The following is a 21,488-nucleotide window of genomic DNA, read 5'->3' as shown; positions in this document are numbered from 1 at the left end:
GATGCCTGCTCCCGCCGCCCGCTTCGGGGACCCCACCGCCCACGGCCCCGCCCTGCTCGGGCCGGGCTGCCCGACGGTCTTGATCGCCGGCCAGCCCGCGTGGCGCGTCGGCGACGCCCACACGTGCCCGATGGCCAACGCCCCGCCGCCGGCCGGGCCGGGCACGCCCCACGTGACCGGCGTCGCGATGCCGTCGAACCCGAAGGTGCTCATCGGCGGGAAGCCGGCGTCGCGGCTCGGTGACCAGGTGATGGAGACGGCGGCCGTCGCGCCGCTCCCGCCGCCCAACGTGATCGCCTCGGGCGTCCCGACGGTCCTGCTGTGAGCGCCGCGCCCCCGCCCCGGCTCCGCGTCGACGTCTCGACGGGCGAGGTCGTCCTCGAGGCCGTCGACGCCGTCGTGCCCGGGCCGGTCCCGCTCGCGCTCCGCCGCGCGTACCGGAGCCAGCACGAGGGAGCCGGCGCGCTCGGGCCCGGCTGGCGGTGGGGGCTCGACGCCGCGCTCGCCGTCGAGGGCGAGACGGTCCGGTGCGAGGGCGGCCCGTTCGACGGGGCCACCTTCGCCGCGGTCGCCGAGGGCCGCGCCGCGCGCCTCGACGCGTCGGGGCTCGTCCTCGACCACCTCGCCGAGGCGTACGTGGTGTGGGCGACGCCGCGGCGCCGGTACGTCTACGCCAAGGCGGGCGGGCGGGGCGGGCGGCTCCCGCTCTCTCGCATCCAGGGCACCGGGGGCGCGGCGCTCACCCTCGCCTGGCGCAGGGGCCAGCTGGCGGAGGTCCGGGGGGCGCCGGGCGGGCGGCTCCGCTTCGAGTACGCCGGCGGCCGGCTGACGGCCGTCGTCCGCGAGGGCGTGGCCGATCCCGTCGTCCACTTCGGCTACGAGCGGGGCCACCTCGCGTCGGCGACCGTCGGGCGGGGTCGGACCGACCGCTACGCGTACGACGGCGGGCGGCTCGTGGAGCACGCTGGCGCCGGGGGCACCACGCTCGCCCAGTACGACGCCGAGGGCCGCGGCCTCGCCGTGTGGGGGAGCTGGGGCCCGGGCATCCGGCTCGGCTACGACACCCTCCGCCACACGACGCGCGTCGTCGGCGCCGACGGTGGCCAGACGCTGTACCGCCACGCCGCCGGGGCCCAGGTGCTAGAGCGCGTCCCGCCTGAGGGCGCCGAGCAGGTCTACTACTACGGGGCCGACGGCCGGCTCGTCGGGTTCGGCGATGGCGACGGCCCGCGCGTGTTCCAGGCCCTCGACCCCGACACGGGCCGCCTGACGCTGCTCGCGGGCCGGGCCCGGGGCGCCGCCGTCGACTACGACGCCGACGGGCGGGCCGTCGCCGCCGGGCCGCTCGGCGACGACGCCCCTGCGGTGTCCTATGTGTGGGACGACGCCCATGCGCTCGCCGGGCTGACCGACGCGCGCGGCGGGGCGTGGCGGTTCGATCGGGACCGTGCCGGCCGCGTCGCCGCGGTCACCTCCCCGGCGGGCCGGCGCGTCACCCTGGCGTGGCTCTCCGACGGACTCGCCGTCGACGACGCCCAGGGCCGGCGGTGGCGGGAGACCTGGGACGCCGCCGGCCGCGTGGTCGGGCGCGTCGACCGGGCGGGCCGCCAGGAGCACCGCCGCTACGACGCGGGCGGCCACCTCGACGCCGCCGTGGTGGAGGGCGGCTACTGGCTCCAGGCCGTCCACGACGGGGCCGGCCGGCTAGCGTCGATCGCCGACGCCGACGGCGCGCGCCTCCGGCTCGACCGCGACGCCGCCGGCCGCGTGGCCCGCGTGACCGGCGCCCTCGACGCCCCGGTCGCCGTGGGGTACGACGTCCACGGCCGCGTCGCTGGCGTCCGGCCCGAGAGCGGCCACGGCATCACCGTCGAGTACGACGTCGACGGCCGGCTCGCCCGCATCGACGGGCCCCGGGAGACGACCACGTACGGCACCGACGACGGGGAGATCGTCGTCGGCGACCGGGCCGGGACGCGGCGCTACACCCGGGACGGGGCCCTGGTCGCCGTCGACGCGGCCGAGGGCGGCGAGCGGTTCAGCTACGGGCTTCGGGGAGAGCTCCGGGCGTGGGAGACCCGGCGCGGCGAGGTGCCCGCCGGGTTCGTGTCGTTCGACTATGGTCCCGACGGCGTGCTCGCGCGGATCGCCGGCCGGTCGGCCGACGGCGACGCCATCGACCTCGGCCTGGTGACCGACGCGGACGGCTGGCTGACGGCCGTCGAGGCCGGGGGCGAGCCGCTCGCGACGCTTACCCTCGACCCCATCGGCCGGCCCGTCGCCGTGGCCGGCGCGGTCGCGGCGACGCTCGCGTTCGACGCCGCCGACCGCCTCGTCCGGGCCGAGGGGGCGGGCGCTACGGTCGAGGTCGCGTACGACGAGATCGACCGGCCGACCCGGGCCCGCAGCGGTCCGGACACCGTCGAGATCGAACGGGCGCCGGGTGGCGTCTGGGAGCAGACGCTCGCGATAGGCGCCGAGGCGAGCGCCGTTCGCCTGGGCGTCCGGGTGGACCGGCGCGGCGTCGTGCTGACGCTGCACGTCGGGGCCGTGCCCGTCGTGCTGTGGGCGCGGGCGGAGGCCCGGTGCCCGGCCGCGTCGCCGACGGCGCGGCGCGTGGCGGCCGTCGTGCGCGGGGCCGGCGCCGCCCTCCCCGCCCGGCCCCTCACCCTGGGCGCCCGGCTCGCCCCGTGGGCGCCCGCGCCCGGCGTGCGCAGCGACCACACCGCCGTCCCGCGCGCCGCCGACCTCGGCCTCCCGTGGCCCGTGCTCGACGCCTTCTACCTCGACCCCGGCCTCCTCGACGCCCGCCCCGACGGGACGGCCGTCACGGCCGGGCGGGGCCGCGACCCGTTCCCCAATGTGACCGGGACACACGTCGCCGGGCCGCTCCGCGCGGCGCCGTGGCGAGCGCACGGACTGGCCGCCGTGCTCCCGCCCCCCGACCCCCTCGACCTCGGCGGCGGCCCCGACCTCGGCGCCCTGTTGGCCCGCCTCCGCCCCTGACATGCCCCACGCCCCCCCCGACCTCGGCCCGGCCGACGCCGACCTCCGCGGCCTCGCCTTGCGCGGCGCCGACCTCACCGGCGCCGACCTGAGGGGCCGCGCCCTCGCCAGCGTCGACCTGTCCGGCGCCGACCTCCGCGGCCTCGACCTCCGCACGTCCGACCTCTCGGGCGCCGTCCTCTCGGGCGCGGCGCTCGCCGGGGCCGACCTCCGCGGCGCCGTCACCGACGGCGCGCTGATGGATGGGGCCGACCTCACCGGCGCCGACCTCACCGGGGCACGGTTCGAGGGCTGTCTGATGGACGATGCCGTCTTCGCCGACGCCGCCTTGGCTGGCGTTGCACTCGTCGGGTGCGTCTCCCGGCGCGCCCGGTTCCGCGGGGCCGCGATGCCCCGCGCCGACCTCACCGGCGCGTGCCTCTCCGAGGCCGACTTCGCCGGCGCCGACCTGACCGATGCCGTGCTGGAGACGGCCGTCGGGCTCGGGGCCTCGTTCGCCCGGGCGTGCCTGGTCGGCGCGAGCCTGCACCGGGCCGTCCTGAGCGGCGCCGTGCTCGTCGAGGCCGACCTCACGCGCGCCGTCGTGACCGGCGCCGTGCTCGACGACGCCCTGCTCGCCGGCGCCACGTTCCGGGCCGCCACGGCCTCGGGCGCGAGCGCGCGCCGCGCCGACCTCACGGGCTGCGACTTCGCCGGGGCCAAGCTCTCCGTCGGCCAGTTCGAGCGGGCCGCCCTGCGCGGCGCCGTCTTCGCCGCGACGCTGGCGGACACGGCCGTGTTCGAGTTCGCCGACCTCCGCGACGCCCGGATCGAGGCCTCCGACTTCGCCTTCGCCAACCTCGTCGGGGCCGACCTCCGCGGCGCCCGGGCCCACGACACCCGCTTCTACGCCGCCGACTTCCACTGGGCCCGAATCGACGGGCTCGACCTCGGCACATGCGGGATCGACGCCGCCCGCCTCCCCACCGAGGCGGTCGTCGTCAACGGCCCCGGCACCGAGCCGCCGACGCTTCCAGTCCACCCGCTCGCCCGCGAGCCCCTGGCCCCCGCTGCACGGCGGGCCTTGCTCGCTGACGCCCCGCCGCGCCCCGCCGTCGCCCGCTGAGCATGGAGATCCGCAACGAGACCCCGTTCGCGCATGGCATCGCCGTTGGGATGGGCCCGGACCGGGCCGCCCACCTCGGCGTCGTCGTCAAGGGGACGTTCCGGATCCCCGAGCGGCCCGGCGGGGCCGTCGAGGTCGCCGACGAGCAGCGGCCCGTCGCGACGGCCGACGAACACCACCGCGGCGACCCGACGGCCAGCGTCCGCGTCGAGGGCGACGCGGTCGTGTTCAAGCCGCGCGCGGACGTGGTGCTCGCGGGCCACGCGTACGCGCCGCGGGGGCGGCCCGTCGCTGAGCGCACCGTGGGGCTCCGCGTGGGCCGGCTCGAGCGGGCGATCCGCGTCGTCGGCGACCGCCGCTGGCGCGTGGCCCCGCTGACGGGCGCGGTCACGGCCTCTCCGCCCGAGCCGTTCGCCGCGATGCCCCTGACGTTCGAGCGGGCGTACGGCGGGTTCGACCACGAGGGCAAGGGGGGGTGCCTCCAGAACCCCGTCGGCCGCGGCTACCTCCACGCCGAGTCGTCGGCCGACGGCGCGGCGCTCCCCAACCTCGAGGACCCGCGCCACCCGGTCCGGCGCTGGGACGACCGCCCCGCGCCGGTCGGGTGGGGCGTCTTCGGGCGGGCCTGGTCGCCGCGGTCGGCGCTCGCGGGCCGGGCGACGGAGCGGCACCCCGTCTTCGGCCTGCCCGCCGACTTCGACCCGGCCTTCCACAACGGGGCCCACCCCGCCCTCCAGGTCCCCTACCTCGCGGGCGACGAGGCCGTCGCGCTTCGCGGCGTCACGCCCGACGGCCCCCGCCGGTTCGCGCTGCCCGGGCGCCGGCCGCGGATCGCCCTCCAGACGCGGGGCGCCGCGGCCAACCGCGCCCTCCGCCCCGTCCTCGACACGCTCGTGCTGCTCCCCGACGACGGCGTGCTCACGCTGACGTGGCGGGCGTCGCTCGCGCTCGCGCTCGACCTCGACCAGGCGCTGGCCCTGGTGGCCGCCGTCCACATCGCCGACGGCCGCCCGACGGGGTGACGCCGGGGGCCTGGGTTTCCGGTGTTCGATAAGGAGCCGAAGCCCCTCCGCGCGACGGGGGCGCCATCGCCACGTCGCCGGCCTGCCTCTCCGAGCGCGGACCTCGCGAAGGCGTCGGCGCCCCCCCCCGACCGCCGCCATGCCCCCCGCCCACCGCATCGCCCGGCACGAGTTCGCGTGCAGCGCCCTCTCCGCCGCGACGTTCCGCGTCGTCGGCTTCGAGGGCGTCGAGACCATCTCGCAGCCGTACCGCTTCGAGATCGAGTTGGTCTCCGACGACCCCGAGGTCCCCTTCGAGGACGTCATCGACGGGCCGGCGACGCTCACGATGTACCGTGGCGACGAGCCGTCCGAGGTGGGCGGCATCGTCGTCGACTTCGAGCAGTCGCACGAGGCCGGCGGCCAGTCCGAGTTCCGGTACGCCTACCGCGCCGTGCTCGTCCCCCGCCTGTGGCGGCTGGGGCTCTCGTTCCGCAGCCGCATCTTCCAGAACCTGACGGTCGAGGAGATCGTGACCAAGCTCCTCGACGACGCCGGCGTCGAGCACGAGTGGACGCTCTCCGGCGCGTACGCCCCGCGCGAGTTCACGACGCAGTACAAGGAGACCGACCTCGCCTTTGTCCAGCGCCTCCTCGAGTTCGAGGGGATCGCCTACCACTTCTCGCACGGCGGCGGCACCGAGACGCTCGTCCTGACCGACGACGCCTCAACGGCCAAGCCCATCGACGGCGACGACACGATCCCCTACAGCCACGCCGACGGGCTCCGCCCGACTGACAGTCTGGAGACCGTCCGCGACGCCCGGATCCGCCAGCGGCTCGTCACGGCGCGCGCTGCGATCGCCGACTACAACTACCGCACGCCCGCCGCCGACCTCACCGGCGAGGCCGAGGGCGGCGACGGCCCGGCCCTCGGCGTCCACTCCGACTCGGCCATCCACGTCGGCGACGGGGACCGGTCGAACGCCCTCGCCAAGGTCCGCCTGGAAGAGATCGAGACGACGCGCCGCGTGCTCCACGGGACCGGCGACTGCCTGCGGTTCCGGACCGGGTTCCGGTTCACGCTCGCCGACCACTTCCGCCCCGACCTCAACCAGGGCTACCTGATCACTGAGGTCCACCACCTCGGGCGCCAGCCGGACGCCCAAGAGGCCGCCTCCGCCGACGACGTCCGGCCGGGCTACTCGAACACCTTCCGGGCCGTCCCGGCGGGCGTCCCGTACCGGCCGCCGCGCCGGACGCCCGAGCCCAAGCTCCCCGGCGTGCTCACGGCGACCGTCGAGAGCGCCGGCGGGACGTACGCGCCGGTCGACGACCAGGGCCGCTACCGCGTCCGGTTCCCATTCGACCTCGGCGACGCGGGCGCCGCCCAGGCCACCAAGCCCGTCCGCCTCGCCCAGCCGTACACCGGGCCCGGCTACGGCCAGCACTTCCCCGTCCACAAAGACGCCGAGATGGTGGTCGCCTGCGTCGACGGCAACGTCGACCGCATCGTGGGGCTGTCGACGGTCTACAACCCGGCCCAGTACTCGCCGGTGACCAGCAGCAACGCGGCCCACAACGTGATGCGGTCGTGGGGCGAGAACGAGCTGACGTTCGACGACACGCAGGGCGCCGAGCTCGTGTTCATGCACGCGACGAAGGACCACCACTGCGAGGTCGTCGACAACCAGCTCAACACGGTCGGCACGAACCGGAGGCAGACGGTCGGACAGGACGAGCAGATGTCTGTCGGGCGCGACCAGGCCGAGGACGTCGGGCGCGACAAGACGTTCACCGTCGGCCAGAACGAGACGATCACCGTCGGGGTCGACCGGAGCCTGGCCGTCGGGGCGAACCTGTCGGAGTCGGTCGGCGGCTCGATGTCGCTGACGGTGGGGACGACGAAGACTGAGACGGTCGCCATCGCGAGCACGCTCAGCGTCGGGGCGGCGTACTCCGTGAGCGTGGGCGCGACCAAGTCGGAGTCGGTCGGCGCGTCGAGCAGCGAGACCGTCGGGGCCGCCAAGTCCGTCGACGTCGGCGGCAACTACTCCGTGGCGGTCGGCGCGGCGACGACGCTGGAGACCGCGACGGACTACGACGTCTCGGCCGGACAGAACGGGTCGCTCACGTTCGGCGACGACGGCGTCGTCCAGATCGGCAAGGACCTCACCCTCAAGGCGGGGAAGAAGGCGCTGATCGAGGCGGCCGACCAGCTCACGATCAAGTGCGGCAAGGCCGAGCTCGTGATGAAGAAGAACGGGGACATCTCCATCAAGGGAAAGAAGCTCGACCTCAAGGCCTCGGGCAAGATGACGCTCAAGGGCTCCCAGATCGCCGAGAACTAGCCATGACCGACCTCCTCACCGCCCTCACTACCGAAGCCGACGTGACCGCCGTCGTCGCCGACGCCGTCGCCGTCCGCGCGGCCGACGGGGCGGCCCTGTCGTGCCGGGTGCTCCAGACCTCCGCCGGGCCGCCCCTCGCGCTCGCCGTCGGCGACCGCGTGCTGGTGGCCACGTCCGGCAAGGCGGGCTACGTGCTCGGCCGGATCGGCCCGCACCGCGGCGTGCCCGAGATGGCCCGCGTCGTCGAGGTCGTCGTGCCCGAGGGCGTCGAGACCGTCCGGATCTCGGGCCGCCGCATCACGATCGCCGCCGACGAGTCGGTCGCCATCGAGTGCGGCGGCGGGTCGGTCCGCATCGACAAGCGCGGCAAGGTGGTCGTGCTCGGGACCGACATCACCAGCCGCGCCAAGCGGCTCCACAAGGTCAAGGGCGCCAGCGTCGCCATCAACTGATGGAGCTCACCAACCCCACGCCGTTCGCGGCTGCCCCCGCCGCCGTCGCCGACCGCGACGGGACCGACTGGCTGGTCGTGATCGTCAAGGCGACGTACGCGCTCGACGGCGAGGGCGGGATGACCCCGGCCGAGGTCCAGCGAGAGGTCGCCTTCGCGGACGCGTACTCCGGCGAGCCCGGCGCGTCGAGCGTGGCCTACGCCTCCGACCTCGCCATCGACAAGGGCTCGACGGACGTGGTGCTGACCGGCTCGGCGTACCCCCGACGTGCGGGCGACCGCGAGGGCCGGGTGGGCGTCCAGCTCGGGCCCGCCAAGGCGACCGCGGCCGTGTTCGGCGACCGCGAGTGGCAGTCGGCGCTCGGCGTGACCCGGATGTCGCGCCCGGCGCCGTTCGAGCGGATCCCGCTGGCGTACGAGCGGGCCGCCGGCGGGACCGACACCTCGGCGCCCGACGACCGCGCCCACGGCGCCGAGGCCCGCAACCCCGTCGGGGTCGGGTTCCGGGCGTCCCGCACGCGCCGCGTCGTCGACGCGAGCCCGCTGCCCAACTTCGAGCGGCCCGACGCGCTGATCCGCACGCCCGACGACCGGCCGGCCCCGGCGCCCGTCGGGTTCGTGGCGCCCGGCTGGCAGCCCCGCGCCGCCTTCGCAGGGACCTACGACGCCGCCTGGGCGCGGGACCGCCAGCCCCTCCTCCCTGCCGACTTCGACGCCCGCTTTTTCGACGTCGCCCCACCTGGCCTCACCGTCCCAGGGCGCTTGCGGGGCAACGAGCACGGCGCGGCGCTCGGGGTCTCGCCCCGCGGCATGGTCCGGTTCACGCTGCCCGGCTTGTCGCCGAGCGCCGAGGTCGCAGGCCGCCGCCTCAGCTGCCAGCCAGTCGCCCTCGAGCTCGACCGCGTCGTCGTCGACGGCGACGGCGGGGCGCAGGGCGAGATCGTGCTCGTGTGGAGCGGCGGGCTGGCCGCGCCCTACGGGTTCGCCGACCTCCAGGAGATCACCGTCACCGCCTGAGCCATGCCCTCGTCCGTCGGCGTCAACTTCCTCTCGGTCGTCCACAAGGCGAGCAACGGGACGACGATCGCGTTCCCCGACGTGTGCAAGACGCCGAGCCCCGGCGGGCCCATCCCGATCCCCTACCCGAACGTGGCGATGTCGACGGACACGGCGAAGGGGACCAAGAAGGTCAAGGTGGACGGCAACCCGATCTGCGTGAAGGACTCGAACTTCCGCATGAGCACGGGCGACGAGGCGGGCAGCGCGGGCGGCGGCGTGGCCAGCAACAAGATCAAGGGGAAGGCCGAGTTCGTGACGTTCTCGTTCGACGTCAAGGCCGAGGGCCAGAACGTGGCGCGGGCGTTCGACCTCATGCTCCACAACGACAAGAACACGCCGCCCTTCCCGGTCTTGCAGCCGCCCGTCGTGGCCATCGGCGTGCCGCCCACGCCGGAGTGCCTCATCTGCGACAAGCCGCTATGAGCGCCCCGGGCCCCGTCGAGGTGGTGGTGTCGGGGATCGGCGTCGTGACGTCGGTCGGCCGCGACGCGGCCACGGCATGCGCCTCGGTCCGCGCCGGAATCGAGCGGCCCGCCGGCGTCGAGGACCTGCTCACGACCGACCCCGACGAGCACCAGAGCGTCCCGGCCGTCGGGCACCCCGTCCGGCCGATCACCGACGGGTTCGTCTCGGTCGCGCGGTGGCTCCAGCTAGCCCCCTTAGCGGTCCGCGACCTCGTCACCCCCGCCGCGCTCCCCCCCCCGGCCGACGGGGCGTTCTGGCGCCGCACCGGCCTCGTCGCGCTCCTCGCCGACCTCCGCGAGGGGCGGTGGGACCACGACCCCCTCGTCCGGTCCGACGGGCTCGGCGCCGCGGTCTTCCCCCCCCTCCGCCGCGCGCTGGGCCAGACGGCGGTGGCCGGGGAGCGACTCCTCCACGGGCGGACCGCCCTGTTCCGGCTCCTCGCGGGCGCCGGGGCCGCGTTCGCGGCGCTCGACGCCGACCGCCTCGTCGTCGTCGCCGTCGACTCGCTCCTCGACGAGGCCTCCCTGTTGTGGCTGGCGGGCAGCGAGCGGCTCCGGACCGCGGCCGACGGTGACGGGCTCTCACCTGGGGAGGGGGCCGTCGCCCTGCTCCTCGAGACCCGCCGCGCAGCGGCCCACAGGGGGGCCACGCCCCTCGCGGAGGTCGTCGGGGCCGCGGCGCACCCGCCCCCCGCCGAGCTGAACATCGCGGCGCTGGGGCGGGCACTCGCCACGGTGCTGACTCCCTCCTTGCGTGAGCGGCCCGACGTGCTCCGGCTCGACATGAACGGCGAGCCGTGGCGGGCGAAGGCGTACGGCCACGCGTTCGCCCGGCTCCCCGCGGACGACCGCCCCCTCCCGTCCTGGTCCACCCACGCCACGTCCGTCGGGGACCTCGGCGCCGCCGCGCCCGCCTTCGACGTCGCCCTCGCCGCGCGCGCCGTCGCCGACGGCCGGTCGGCCGCGACCGGCGTGGCAGCCTGCGAGGGGACCGGCGCCGCCGGGGCCTGCACGCTGTCTCGCTCCCCCCTCCCATTGCCACGAGGACGATGAAGAAGCGACGCTACGACGAGGCCGACCTCGAGGAGCCCGACGACCTTGAGGAGGTCGGCGAAAGCGAGGCGTCCGCCGAGCCCGGCGCGAAACGCCAGGCCCAGGAGGCCGGCGGGAAGCCCGCGAAGGAGACGAACGAGGCGCACGCGGCCATCGAGAGCCTGCCGGACCTCCACAAGAACGAGGCGCAGATCGGGGACGGCGCCTGCCTGACCCGGTGCAAAGCGGCCTACAAGCCGAACAACACGTGCTCGTACCGGTGGCAGGCGTCCTACCGAGCCATCGAGCACGACCACGAGATTTACAACGCCCACCCGTCGGAGGCGCGCCGGCTCGGGGCCCTGGGGTGGTCGACCTACGCGACCTCGACCATCGAGGCGAACCGGGCGGCGATCACGAGCGGCTTCGTCGTCGAAACGAAGACCCGGCGGACGGAGGCTGACGACGGCACCGTGACCGAGAAGAAGTACCAGGGCGCGGCGGTCTCGTCGCACTCGTTCATGACGGGGTTCGCCCCGTACCCCAACCAGGCCCACCACCTCCTCCCCAACGCCGTGCTCCAGGGGGCCTTGAACGAGAGGCTGAAGTCGGACCTCGGGGTGCTCCGGGTGGCCGTCCAGACGCTCCTCGGGGAGCGGTACAACTTGAACCACTGGAAGAACATGATGGCCCTCCCGTGCGAGCGGGACCCCCACGGCCTGGCGGTCGGCCTGCCCATCCACCCGGCGGGCCACAACCACATGACGTACAGCGCCCGGGTGCAGGCCCTGGTAGGCGACGAGCTGGCGCCCTACGAGGGGGTCCTCGCCGCGCGCCAGCGCGACGGGCACGCCGTGCCCGAGGGGCGGAACGTCAAGGACGGGCTCGTCGGCATCTCCGACGGCATCCACGCCACCATCGTGGCCAACATCCCCGCGCTTCAGGACGAGATGAGCGAGAGGACCACCATGGACGACTTCCACGACCTCCTCGCCGCCGGCCCCGCCGTATGACCCCCGCCTGCGCCCGCCTCGAGTTCATCCCCGACTCCGCCGCGGACTTCCTGTTCGTGGAGGGGCGCCCGCGCGACGGATTCGTGCCGCTCGTCCATATGACCGAGGGCCTCCCGATCGCCGACCGCTACCCGCCGGGGCCGGACGGGATGAGGCTCCACCTCACGCCGACGATGCCCGGCCTGCGCCCCGGGTCGTTCGTGGGCAACACGGGACGCCTCGTGATCCTCCACCGGGATGCGCTCGATGCGCTCGCCGCCGAGGTCGATCTCGGCCCGCACGAGGTACTTCCCCTCACCATTGTCGACCACAAGGGGCGGGACCACACCCGGGACTACGTCCTCTTCAGCCCGATCGGCTCGGTCGACGCCCTCAACGAGGCCGCCTCGGAGATCCGTCGCTATCCCGACGGCACGATCAACCGTGTTGTGGCGCCCCAGCTGCAGGCGGAGGCGCTAGCCCAGGCCCCCGACGTTTTCCGGCTCGCGCGTGAGCCCCGGACGGTCCTCTTCTCGGGCCGGGCGGTCGCGGCGGCGGGGGCGCTCGGACTGACCAACCTCATGCTCATCCCCGTCGAGGTCCGCTGATGGCCTCCCAGTTCCTCGCGTCGTACGCCTCGAACGGCCTGTCCATCGTGGCCGACAGGACGCCCGTCGCGCTCGCGGACGGCGACGAGCCGAACGTCCTCCAGCTCGCGACCGCGCACCGCCAGCACGGCGTGTGCGAGCTGCTCCAGACCGGCGACGCCGGGCCGTTCTTCGCGGCCGAGATGCGCGCGGCGGGGGCGTACCTCCACTACGTCCGCCGGCACCCCGAGGGCGGCGCGGCCTCGCGCGCTAAGCCGTTCCTCGACGCCGTCGCCGGGGGCTACCGCGACGCCGCCGCCGACATCGGGGAGGTCTGTGGGCGGTGGCCGTGGGACCCCGACCGGGAGTATCAGGAGGACGCCCTGTACCTGCAGACGCTGATGGACCTCGTGCAGGGGGCCGACGTGGGCCCGCGGCTGGCGGCCTACGAGGCCGCCTCGGCCGGGCTCGACGACCCGCGCCCCGCGCTCGTCCGGGCCCTCGCCGAGCGGGACGCCGAGGCGTTCCGGACGGCCTTCGCGGACGTGGCCGCCGCCCGCGCCGAGCAGCTCGCCGTATGGGAGGCCGGCGGCGTCCTGACGCTGGAGACGGCCGCCTGGGTCCGGCCGTTCCACCTCGAGGGCGCCGCACTCGTCCGGCTCGCGGGGTGGCTCGGGCTCGACGTCGGCGGCCCGCACCCCGGCGTCCCCGGGCCCGTCCGCGCCGAGCCGCCGGCCCCCTTCGACCCTCGCGCCTGGGAGCGCGTCCCGGACCGATGACCGCCCCGCCCCTCGAACCGGACCTCACCGACCGCGGCTTCCGCGTCGGGCTCTACCTCGAGCACCTCGAGGAGGCTGCCCCGCTCTGGGAGCAGCGGGCCGCCGACCGCCTCAACCCCGACCTCGCGTGGACCGACCTCGCCGACGACGAGGCGCGCATGGAGGCCCACCTCGACGCGCTCGTCGTCGGCGGCGACCTCGCGCTCGCGGTCTGCCGCCAGCAGGCGCTCGGCGACGAGCCCGGCGAGCGCCACGCCGCGCTCCGCGTGTTCTGCCGCCACGGCCGCAGCGACCTGGTCGGCGTGGCGATGGAGGCCGTCGCCCCCGACGACGACGAGGCGCTCGCCGCGATGTCCGACGCCCTCGTGGTCGAGTTGCCGGCCGAGTGGGAGGTCGGCGCGCTCCGGCCGGACCGCTTGGACGACCCCCGCCGCTTGCGCTTGGCGGCCGACCTCATCGCCCACCGCAGCCTCGACGCGCGCGTCCTGCTCGACCGGCTGGCCGACGCCCCGAACGCGCTCCGCGCCCGGCTCGTCCGCACGCTCGGCCGCTCGGCCGACGGCACGACGTCGGCCGCGCTCCGCCCGCTCCTCGATGACCCGGCGCCAGCGGTCCGCCTCGAAGCCGCCGTCGCCGTGCTGCGGGGCGGGGCGCCCGGCGCGGCGGCGACCGTGCTCGGCGCCGCCCGCACCGACCCCGCCCTCCTGCCTGCGTTCGCGCTCGCCGGGACCTCCGCGGCGATCCCGTGGCTGCACCGCGTCCTCGCCCACCCGCCGACGGCCGCCGCCGCTGCCGACGTGCTCGGGCTGATGGGCAATCCGGCCTCCGTCCTCCCGCTCATCGAGGCGGTCGAGGCCGGCGTGGCCGAGGCGCCGTGGGCGCTCGCCTTGATCACCGGCGCCCCGTTCGCCGAGGAGGTCGTCGAGGACGCCCTCGACGACGACGAGTTGTTCGACGACGAGCGCGATCGCCGCGACGCCAGCGAGCCGACGACCACGCCCGTGTTCACGACGACGGTCGAGGGGCCGAGCACCGACCCGGAGCGCTGGCGGGCGTGGTGGGCCGCGAACGGCGCGGCGTTCGCCGAGGCCGACCGCTGGCGGCGGGGCGCGCCCGCCGGGCCCGTGTCGCAGGTGGCGTCGCTGGCGGCACCGTACGTTCCGCACCGGCTCCGGCGCCCCATCGCCGACGAGCTGGCGGTCCGCTACCGGCTGCCGCTCCCGTTCGACCCGGAGGCCGACGTGCCGCGCCAGCAGGCCGCGCTCGCCGCACTGGGGGCGTGGGCCCAAGGCACGCCGTTCGTCCCGGGCCGCTGGTACGTCGGCGGGCACTACGAGGGGTGACCGAGGCGGGCCCCCTTTCCGGTGTATTCGGGTAGCCGCGCTTTGCGGCGTCGCCCGCCCCGCGCCCATGTCCGAGCACCCGTCCGTCGGCTTCCAGATCACCTCCACGCCAGACCGCACGGCGGTCGAGGCACCCGTGCCGGGACCATCGGAGCGCGCCGTCGGCGGCGCGTTCCGGCTGGCCCTCGTCGCCAACCTCGACCCGCAAGCCCCGGTGCCCGACTGGCCCGACGGGCAGCGCGTGTGGTCCGTCGACGCCGACACGTTCGCCGAGCGGATGCGGACGCACGGCCCAAGGCTGGAGGTGCCGGTCGGCGAGGGCCCCGCGCTGGCGTGGACGGCCGACGCGCTCGACGCCTTCACGCCCGCTGGCATCGCCGCGCGCGTCCCCGCGCTCGCGGCGACGGTCGCCGCCCGCGACGCCCTCGCGGACGCCGCCGACGGCACGCTCACGCTCGACGCGCTCCGCCAGCGCTTGCACGACACCGGCGTCGCCGGGGCCGACGGGCTGGCGGACGCCGTCGCGAAGCGCGACACGCCCGCCAACCACGACGACGGCGCCCTCGATGCGCTCTTAGGGCTCGTGGACATGGGCGACGCCCGGACGCCCGCGCTCGACGCGCTGATCGGCGCCGCCGCGCCGTCGGGCGACCTCGACCGAACGGCGGCGCGCACGCTCGCCGAGCGCCTCGCCGAGCGGCTCCGCGCCCCGCTCGCGGCGGCCATCGCCCACCCCGACGTGCGCCGCGCCGAGGCCGGCTGGCGCGGGCTCAAGATGCTGATCGGCCGGCTCGATTTCCGGAAGGGCGCCCGCCTGGACGTGCTGGCGGCCCCGAAGCACGCCGTCGCCGAGGCGGTCCACTTCCAAATTCTGCTCCCCGAGCACGCCGCGCCGGGCGCCGTCCCCCTCGCGGCCGTCGTCGTCGCGCACGACGTCGAAGCGACGTCGGCCGACCTCGACGCGCTCGTCGACCTGGCCGGCTCGGGCGAGAGCCTGCAGGTGCCCGTCGTCGTCGGCGCTGGGGCCGCCTTTTTCGGGCTCGACGGGCCGACCGACTTTGCCAAGCTGCCCCCGGCCACGGCGCACCTCCAGCGGCCCGAGTACGCCACGTTCCGCTCGCTCCGGAGCCGCCCCGAGGCCGCGTTTCTGGCGCTCGCCGTCCCGCCGTTCCTGCTCCGCCACGCTTACGGGCCCGACCACCGCGATCCGGCGTTCGGCATCGAGGGCGGCGACCGGCTGTGGGGCAGCGCGGCGCTCTTGGTGGCGTGTGCGATGGCGCACGCCCACCGCGAGCGCGCGTGGCCGACCGCCGCCGCCGGCCAGGCCGTCCCCGACCTCGTCGTCCGCCAGGGCCGGATGGGCGCGCTCCCGCTCGCGACCTCGTTCCCCGACGGCGTGCTCGCGGACCTCGCGCGCGCCGGCGTGCTCGCGTTCGCGGGCCCGCTCCGGTCCGACCGCGCCGTGCTCGGCTCGTCGGCGATGGCGGCCGCCCCGACCGGCGAGCAGCCGACGTGGGGCGCCGCCGTGCTGTCGGCGCTGGCGGGCTCGCGCGCCGTCGCCGTCGGCGAAGAGGCTGCCGGCATGGCGACCGAAGACGCCGTGGCGCTCGTAGAGCAGCGCTTCCGTGCCTTTTTCGGACCTGAGGGCGCCGCTGAGGACGCGGTCACGGTGCAGCACCTCGAGGAGCACGACACCGAGACGTTCCGGATGCTGGGCGTCCGGCTCCGCCCGCCGTCGACCGTCTTGCCGCGCTCGGTCGGGATCGTGTTCGGCGTCGAGGTCCCGACGGATGGCGGATAACGGCCGCGCCCCCGGCCCGCCCCCGCTTCACGTCGAGGGGGAGGACGGCGCGTGGACCTTCCGCGCGCCGTTCGTGATCGGCCGCGACCCCGGGTGCGACGTGGTGCTCGACCACGCGCGCGTGAGCCGGCGGCACCTCGAAGCGGCGCCGGTCGGCGGGAGTTGGCAGGTCACCGACCTCGGGAGCGCGAACGGCCTGCTCGTCGACGGCGCGCGCGTGTCGCAGGCGGCCATCGGCAACGGCGCAGAGGTGACCGTCGGCGAGGGCGGCCCGGTCGTGCGGCTGGTCCCGCACGCCGACGACGCGGCCGACCTAGCCGCCGACCGCCCGCAGGCGTCGGTCCTCCCCGACGCGCTCCCGCCACCCGACCCCGCCGACGTGGGGCCGAGCGGCTCCCACGACCCGTTCCGCCCGGCCGACGCCGCGTTCGCCGACGCCCCGGGCGCCCCGCCGTCGCCGGCGCCCGCCGCGGCGCCCGGCGCGATCTCGTACGACGCCGTCGTGGACCGCTACTTCACCGGCGACCCCGACGACCCCGAGGCCGGGGAGCGGACCAAGTTTATCCGCCGGGCCTACGTCGACCTCAAGACGGCGCAGGCCGAGACGCACGTCCGTGAGCGGTCGAAGCTCAGGACGCTGATCCTGGCGGCGGTCGCCGTGAGCATCGTGGCGCTGGCGTACGCGGGCTACCTCCAGTACCAGGCCGTGCAGTACCGCGCCGAGGCGGCCGAGCTGTTCCTGCTGCTGAAGACCTCCGAGGTGGCCGTCGCCCAGCAGGTGGGGCAGATCCGCGCGGAGATGGACGCCAACCCCGAGGCCGCCGACAGCCTCGAGGTCGACCTCGACCGGGCGCTCGCGGCGCGGCGCGCGACGGCCGCCCGCTACGACCGGTTCGTCCGCCGCCTGGGCGTCTACGACGGGCTGACGACCGAGGAGGAGGCCATCTACAAGGTGGCCCGGGCGTTCGGCGAGTCCGAGCTGGCGATCCCCGACGCGTTCGTGGCCGAGGTCAAGACGTACGTGGCGCGGTGGCGGCGGAGCGGGCGGTTCCAGCGGGCCGTCCGCCACGCCCAGGTCAACGGGTTCGACGTGGCGGCGGTGACGGCGCTGCGGCGCCACGGGATGCCGACCGAGTTTTTCTACCTGTCGCTCCAGGAGAGCAACTTCGACACCCGGGCCGTCGGCCCGCCGACGCGGTACGGGTTCGCCAAGGGCGCGTGGCAGTTTATCCCCGAGACCGGCCGGCGCTACGGGCTCGAGCCGGGCCCGCTCGTGAGCGAGCGCGTGTTCGACCCGCTCGACGAGCGCCACGACTTCCCGCTCGCGGCCGACGCGGCGGCCCGCTACCTCCGCGACATCTACGTCCACCTCGCCCAGGCCAGCGGGCTGCTGGTGTGCGCCAGCTACAACTGGGGGGAGGGCAACATCCGGCCCCGGATGCGGGGGATCGCCAACGACCCGGCCCACCGCACGTACTGGCGGTTCCTGACGGAGTACCGCAGCCGGATGCCGAACGAGACGCGCGACTACGTGATGAACATCTTCGCCGCCGCCGTCATCGGCCAGTCGCCGCGCTCCTTCGGGATCGACATGGACCCCCCGGTGCAGGTCGCGCTCGCGGGCGGCCGCGGCGGGATCCGGACCGACGGCCAGCCTAGCGGCCCGGTCCAGCGGCTCGGCTCCGACGCCCTCGAGCGCCGCCGCGCGGCCGCCCCTTCGGACTAGCTCACGACGCCATGCCCGACGCCCACCCCGTCCGCTCCCACGCGCCGCCCGCCGCCGCCACGCTCCGCATCGTGGCCGGGGCCCGGACCGACGTCGGCGCCGTCCGCTCCGAGAACCAGGACGCGCTCGGCGTGCTCCCGGCCGTCGCCGTCGCCTCGGGCGACGTGCCCGGCCGCCCGGTCCCCCAGCCCGCCGTCGTCGTGGTCGCCGACGGGATGGGAGGCCACGAGGCGGGCGGCGAGGCCAGCGACGTCGCCGTCGACGCCGTGCTCGGCTCGTTCGGGCCCGGCTTCCAGCGCCAGCGCGACCGCCCGGCCCTGCTGCGGCAGGCCCTGGTGGCCGCGAACGCGGCCGTCTGGGCGCGCGCGCACGCGGGCCCGTTTCCCCGCGAGATGGGCACGACCTGCACCACGCTCCTGCTCGCCGACGGCCAGGCCTATCTCGGCCACGTCGGCGACAGCCGGGCCTACCGCGTCCGCGGCCCCCACGTCGAGCAGCTCACCGTCGACCACACGATCGGCGAGGCCGCCCGCCGCGACCCGTCGCTCGCGAGCCTCGCCAAGACGCGCGGCCACCACTTGACGCGCGCCGTCGGCTTCCGCGAGCGCGTCGAGGTCGACGCCGCCTCGGCGGGCCCGCTGCTCCCTGGCGACCGCTTCGTGCTCTGCTCCGACGGGCTCGCGCCGGTCGGTTTGGACGAGATCGCCCGGGCGGTCGACGCCTACGGGCCTCAGGAGGCCGCCGACTGGCTCGTCGCGCTCGCCAGCACGCTCGGCAGCCGCGACAACGCCACGGCCGTCGTCGTCCACATCGTCCCCTAAGCCGCAGTGACCGTCCACCCGATCGCCCCTCGTGGCCCAGGTTTCGCGCTCGCTGCGTTGCATTCGTCGTCCGGGGCTATAGCCCCGCACTCCTCACGCGCCTTGCGAGCACACAACCTGACCGCACGAGCGTCTGACCTCGTGACGGTCACTCCGACCTAGCCATGGCAGCCCCCACCCCGGCCGACCCGCTCGTCGGCGTCTCCATCGGCGAGTACCGCGTCGACCGCGTCCTAGGGCGCGGCGGGATGGGCGTGGTCTATCAGGCCGAGGACACCGCGCTCGGCATCCCGGTCGCCCTCAAGTCGATCTCGGCCCAGCTCGCCTCGGACGCCTCGTTCGTCCGCCGCTTCCGGACCGAGGCCCGGGCGATGGCGCGTGTCGCGAGCCCCCACATCGTGCGCGTGATGGCGCTGCGCGAGACCGAGCACGGCCTGTTCATCGTCATGGAGTACGTCGACGGCGGCGACCTCCACGAGCGGATGGCGGCCGGGCCGATGGCGTGGCCCGCCTTCTGGCCCCTCCTGCGCCAGATGCTGCTCGGGCTCGACGCCGCGCACGCCGTCGGCGTGGTCCACCGCGACATCAAGCCGCGCAACGTGCTGCTGACGGCCCGCGACACCGTCAAGCTGACCGACTTCGGGCTGGCGCGCGTCGACTCCGACGGCGACGTGACGCGGACGCAAGCGGTCGCCGGGACGCTGGCCTACATGTCGCCCGAGCAGGTCCGCGCGCTCCCCACGCTCGACCACCGGACGGACCTGTTCTCGCTCGGCCTGCTGGCGTACGAGGCGCTCGCGGGGCGCCTGCCGTTCGACCGCGACGGCGGCGACTTCACGACGATGCGCGCGATCGTCGAGGGCCCGTTCCCGTCGCCGGTCGCGTTCAACGCGGACGTGCCGCCACCGGTGGCCGCGGCCCTGATGAAGGCGCTGGAGCGGGACCCCGGCGCCCGCTACGGCTCGGCCGCCGAGATGCGCGACGCGCTCGCGGGCGCCGGCGACGACGCGACGCCCACGCTCACCCGCCTCCCCTCGGCCCCGTCCGCCCGCCCGCCCAAAGCCCCGACCGCGCCCGCGACAGGCCGCCGGGTCTCGCCCGTGATGGTGGGCGTCGGCGCCGTCGTGCTGGCGGCCGTGGCGGGGCTCGCGATCTGGGCCGCGTGGCCCGGCCCGGGCCCCGAGCCCGAGGCGGGCGGCGACACGCCGGGCACGACGCCGGTCCAGATCGACGACGCCACCGGCATCGTCCCGGGCGACCTCGCGGCGACGGACCCGGCGGCGCTCCCGCCCGCAGCCGGACCGCCCGCGCAGGCGCCGCCTCAGGTGGCGTATCAGCCCGCCCCGCCACAGCCGCAACCCGGCGCCCAGGCACCGCCGCCGCGCACCGCGCCACCGCCCGCCGCGGCCCCTCAGCTAGGCGCTGTCGACGGGTCCGCCCCGGCGGGCGTGACGCTCACCGTCGACGGTTCCGGTATCTCGAATGGGAGCCGGGACCTCGCGCCCGGCACCTACACCGCCCGCTGCTCGGCGGGCCCGCTCTCTGAAACGACGACCGTCACGGTCCGCGCCGGCCAGCGGACGCCTGTCCGGTGCTATGCCCCCGCCCGCACCGTCCGCGTGGTGACGACCGGCGGCGCCTGGGCCTCCGTCGTGGTCGACGGCACGCCGGGCCCGCAGACGCCGACCCAGCTCCAGCTCCCCGTCGGACGGCACACCGTCTTCGTCCGTCGCCGCGGCTACGAGGTCGTCAACGACGACCTGGTCACCGTCGACGTCCCGCCCCGGTTCACCGACAGCCCGCTCGCCCCCGTCGACCTCTCCTTCGAGGTCCGCCAAGCCAACTAGCCATGCGCTACGCCTCTCCGCTCCTGCTTTCGGCCGCCCTCGCCCTCGCCGCGTGCGGCGGGTCGGGAGGCGCCATCTCGGCCACCGGCGACGGCCTCACGGGGTGCGAGCGCGCGGCGGCCGTGCGTGTCGCCCAGGGCCCGCCCCCCGCCCCGTCGCCGCCGCCCGTCGAGCCCGGCTACGACGACGTGCGGGGCCAGAGCGCCGCGCTCGACGCCGCCAAGGCCGCCTACGATGGCGCCCGCTTCGACGAGGCCGCCGCCCAGTTCGCCGCCGTCGCCAGCAGCGCCAGCGGGCCCGTCCAGCGCGTCGCCCTCCGCTTGCTCGGCCGCACGCGCCTGGCCTTGGGCGACCGCGCCGGGGCGACGGAGGCGCTCCGCCAGCTCGTGTCGACGGAGCCGCCCCAGGTCCGCCTCGACCCGGACGTGGAGCCGCTCGCCCTCCTCGAGTCCTTCTACCAGGTCCGCCGCGACGCCGACGGCTCGTACGCCGTCGCGGGCGACCGGGGGACCGTGCTCGCGATCGCCGACTTCACGAACGGCTCCATCACCGACCACGACGAGGTCGACCCGCTCCGCCTGGGCTTCCCGGCCCTGATGATCGACCGGATGCGCGGCTCGACCGAGCTGACGCTCGTCGAGCGCGTCCGCCTGCAGTGGCTCCTCGACGAGGCCGCGCTGGGGACCGGCGAATCCGCCGGCCGCGAGGCCGGCCGCTTGCTCGGCGCCGACCAGGTCGTGTTCGGGACCTACATCAAGTCCGGCAGCGACCTGCTGATGACGGCGCGCGTGGTCGACGTGGAGACCGGCCGGATCCTGCTCTCCGAGCGCCTCGAAGGGCCCGCCGACGACTTCGACGACATGGTGCTCTGCATGAGCGACCTGATCGCCGGCGCCGTCGACGTCCAGCTCCCGAGCCCGGACGTGGCGTCCGCGCCGCCGGAGTCGCTCGACGCCGTCATCGCATATGCGCGCGGGCTGGCGCTCGAGGAGTCCGAGGACTACGCCGGGGCCGCCGCCCAGTACGAGTTGGCGCTGTCCATCGACCCGACCTACGCCCGCGCCGAGTCGCGCCTGACCGAGGGCGTCGAGCCGTTTATGGCCTCGAACCAGTGACGCGCGCCG

General features: G+C 75.9%; 18 protein-coding genes. All 18 read left to right on the top strand.

What is annotated here, in order from left to right:
- Position 1: 1 nt before the first annotated feature.
- The 18 genes from ACLIRP_RS01020 to ACLIRP_RS00935 all read left to right on the top strand — a co-directional run bounded on the left by ACLIRP_RS01020 (position 2) and on the right by ACLIRP_RS00935 (position 21,479).
- Positions 2 to 325 carry a PAAR domain-containing protein gene (locus ACLIRP_RS01020; protein WP_412062091.1) on the top strand — a complete coding sequence of 108 codons (324 nt, stop codon included), beginning with the start codon at positions 2 to 4 and terminating at the stop codon, positions 323 to 325.
- Positions 322 to 3,006 carry a DUF6531 domain-containing protein gene (locus tag ACLIRP_RS01015; protein ID WP_412062090.1) on the top strand — a complete coding sequence of 895 codons (2,685 nt, stop codon included), beginning with the start codon at positions 322 to 324 and terminating at the stop codon, positions 3,004 to 3,006. Before ACLIRP_RS01020 ends, ACLIRP_RS01015 begins: the two co-directional genes overlap by 4 nt.
- Before the next feature lies 1 nt (position 3,007).
- Complete coding sequence (locus ACLIRP_RS01010) at positions 3,008 to 4,111, top strand: pentapeptide repeat-containing protein (protein ID WP_412062089.1); 1,104 nt, start codon at positions 3,008 to 3,010, stop codon at positions 4,109 to 4,111.
- Positions 4,112 to 4,113: 2 nt separating this feature from the next.
- Complete coding sequence (locus ACLIRP_RS01005; protein ID WP_412062088.1) at positions 4,114 to 5,133, top strand: DUF2169 domain-containing protein; 1,020 nt, start codon at positions 4,114 to 4,116, stop codon at positions 5,131 to 5,133.
- Between the two features lie 139 nt (positions 5,134 to 5,272).
- The gene (locus tag ACLIRP_RS01000) at positions 5,273 to 7,462 is read left to right on the top strand and encodes a type VI secretion system Vgr family protein (RefSeq protein WP_412062087.1); all 2,190 of its coding nucleotides are present in this window, start codon (positions 5,273 to 5,275) and stop codon (positions 7,460 to 7,462) included.
- Between the two features lie 2 nt (positions 7,463 to 7,464).
- A complete protein-coding gene (locus tag ACLIRP_RS00995) occupies positions 7,465 to 7,914 on the top strand; it encodes a hypothetical protein (RefSeq protein ID WP_412062086.1) in 450 nt (149 codons plus the stop codon).
- Positions 7,914 to 8,930, top strand: coding sequence for a DUF2169 domain-containing protein (locus ACLIRP_RS00990; protein ID WP_412062085.1), 1,017 nt, complete (start codon positions 7,914 to 7,916; stop codon positions 8,928 to 8,930). Before ACLIRP_RS00995 ends, ACLIRP_RS00990 begins: the two co-directional genes overlap by 1 nt.
- Positions 8,931 to 8,933: 3 nt before the next feature.
- On the top strand, positions 8,934 to 9,395 hold the full coding sequence (locus ACLIRP_RS00985) for a DUF4150 domain-containing protein (protein ID WP_412062084.1): 462 nt from the start codon (positions 8,934 to 8,936) through the stop codon (positions 9,393 to 9,395).
- Positions 9,392 to 10,489 (top strand): hypothetical protein, encoded by a 1,098-nt coding sequence (locus tag ACLIRP_RS00980; protein WP_412062083.1) that lies wholly within the window; start codon positions 9,392 to 9,394, stop codon positions 10,487 to 10,489. The genes ACLIRP_RS00985 and ACLIRP_RS00980 overlap by 4 nt, the downstream gene beginning before the upstream one ends.
- Positions 10,486 to 11,481, top strand: a complete 996-nt coding sequence (locus ACLIRP_RS00975; RefSeq protein ID WP_412062082.1) for a hypothetical protein — start codon at positions 10,486 to 10,488, stop codon at positions 11,479 to 11,481. Before ACLIRP_RS00980 ends, ACLIRP_RS00975 begins: the two co-directional genes overlap by 4 nt.
- Positions 11,478 to 12,068, top strand: coding sequence for a hypothetical protein (locus ACLIRP_RS00970; RefSeq protein WP_412062081.1), 591 nt, complete (start codon positions 11,478 to 11,480; stop codon positions 12,066 to 12,068). Before ACLIRP_RS00975 ends, ACLIRP_RS00970 begins: the two co-directional genes overlap by 4 nt.
- Positions 12,068 to 12,826 carry a hypothetical protein gene (locus tag ACLIRP_RS00965; RefSeq protein WP_412062080.1) on the top strand — a complete coding sequence of 253 codons (759 nt, stop codon included), beginning with the start codon at positions 12,068 to 12,070 and terminating at the stop codon, positions 12,824 to 12,826. Before ACLIRP_RS00970 ends, ACLIRP_RS00965 begins: the two co-directional genes overlap by 1 nt.
- Complete coding sequence (locus ACLIRP_RS00960; RefSeq protein WP_412062079.1) at positions 12,823 to 14,169, top strand: HEAT repeat domain-containing protein; 1,347 nt, start codon at positions 12,823 to 12,825, stop codon at positions 14,167 to 14,169. The genes ACLIRP_RS00965 and ACLIRP_RS00960 overlap by 4 nt, the downstream gene beginning before the upstream one ends.
- Before the next feature lie 67 nt (positions 14,170 to 14,236).
- Positions 14,237 to 15,970, top strand: coding sequence for a type VI secretion system contractile sheath domain-containing protein (locus ACLIRP_RS00955; protein ID WP_412062078.1), 1,734 nt, complete (start codon positions 14,237 to 14,239; stop codon positions 15,968 to 15,970).
- Positions 15,960 to 17,696, top strand: coding sequence for an FHA domain-containing protein (locus ACLIRP_RS00950; RefSeq protein ID WP_412062077.1), 1,737 nt, complete (start codon positions 15,960 to 15,962; stop codon positions 17,694 to 17,696). The genes ACLIRP_RS00955 and ACLIRP_RS00950 overlap by 11 nt, the downstream gene beginning before the upstream one ends.
- An 11-nt stretch (positions 17,697 to 17,707) precedes the next feature.
- Complete coding sequence (locus tag ACLIRP_RS00945; protein ID WP_412062076.1) at positions 17,708 to 18,517, top strand: PP2C family protein-serine/threonine phosphatase; 810 nt, start codon at positions 17,708 to 17,710, stop codon at positions 18,515 to 18,517.
- Positions 18,518 to 18,681: 164 nt separating this feature from the next.
- Positions 18,682 to 20,364 (top strand): serine/threonine-protein kinase, encoded by a 1,683-nt coding sequence (locus ACLIRP_RS00940; protein WP_412062075.1) that lies wholly within the window; start codon positions 18,682 to 18,684, stop codon positions 20,362 to 20,364.
- A gap of 2 nt (positions 20,365 to 20,366) precedes the next feature.
- Positions 20,367 to 21,479: a hypothetical protein gene (locus ACLIRP_RS00935; protein ID WP_412062074.1), complete on the top strand. Its 1,113-nt coding sequence runs from the start codon at positions 20,367 to 20,369 to the stop codon at positions 21,477 to 21,479.
- Positions 21,480 to 21,488 lie beyond the last annotated feature (9 nt).

Source organism: Rubrivirga halophila, assembly GCF_046845755.1.
Lineage (GTDB): Bacteria > Bacteroidota > Rhodothermia > Rhodothermales > Rubricoccaceae > Rubrivirga.
The sequence above is the reverse complement of the archived record's forward strand: the minus strand, read 5'-3'. Positions and strand labels throughout refer to the sequence as shown.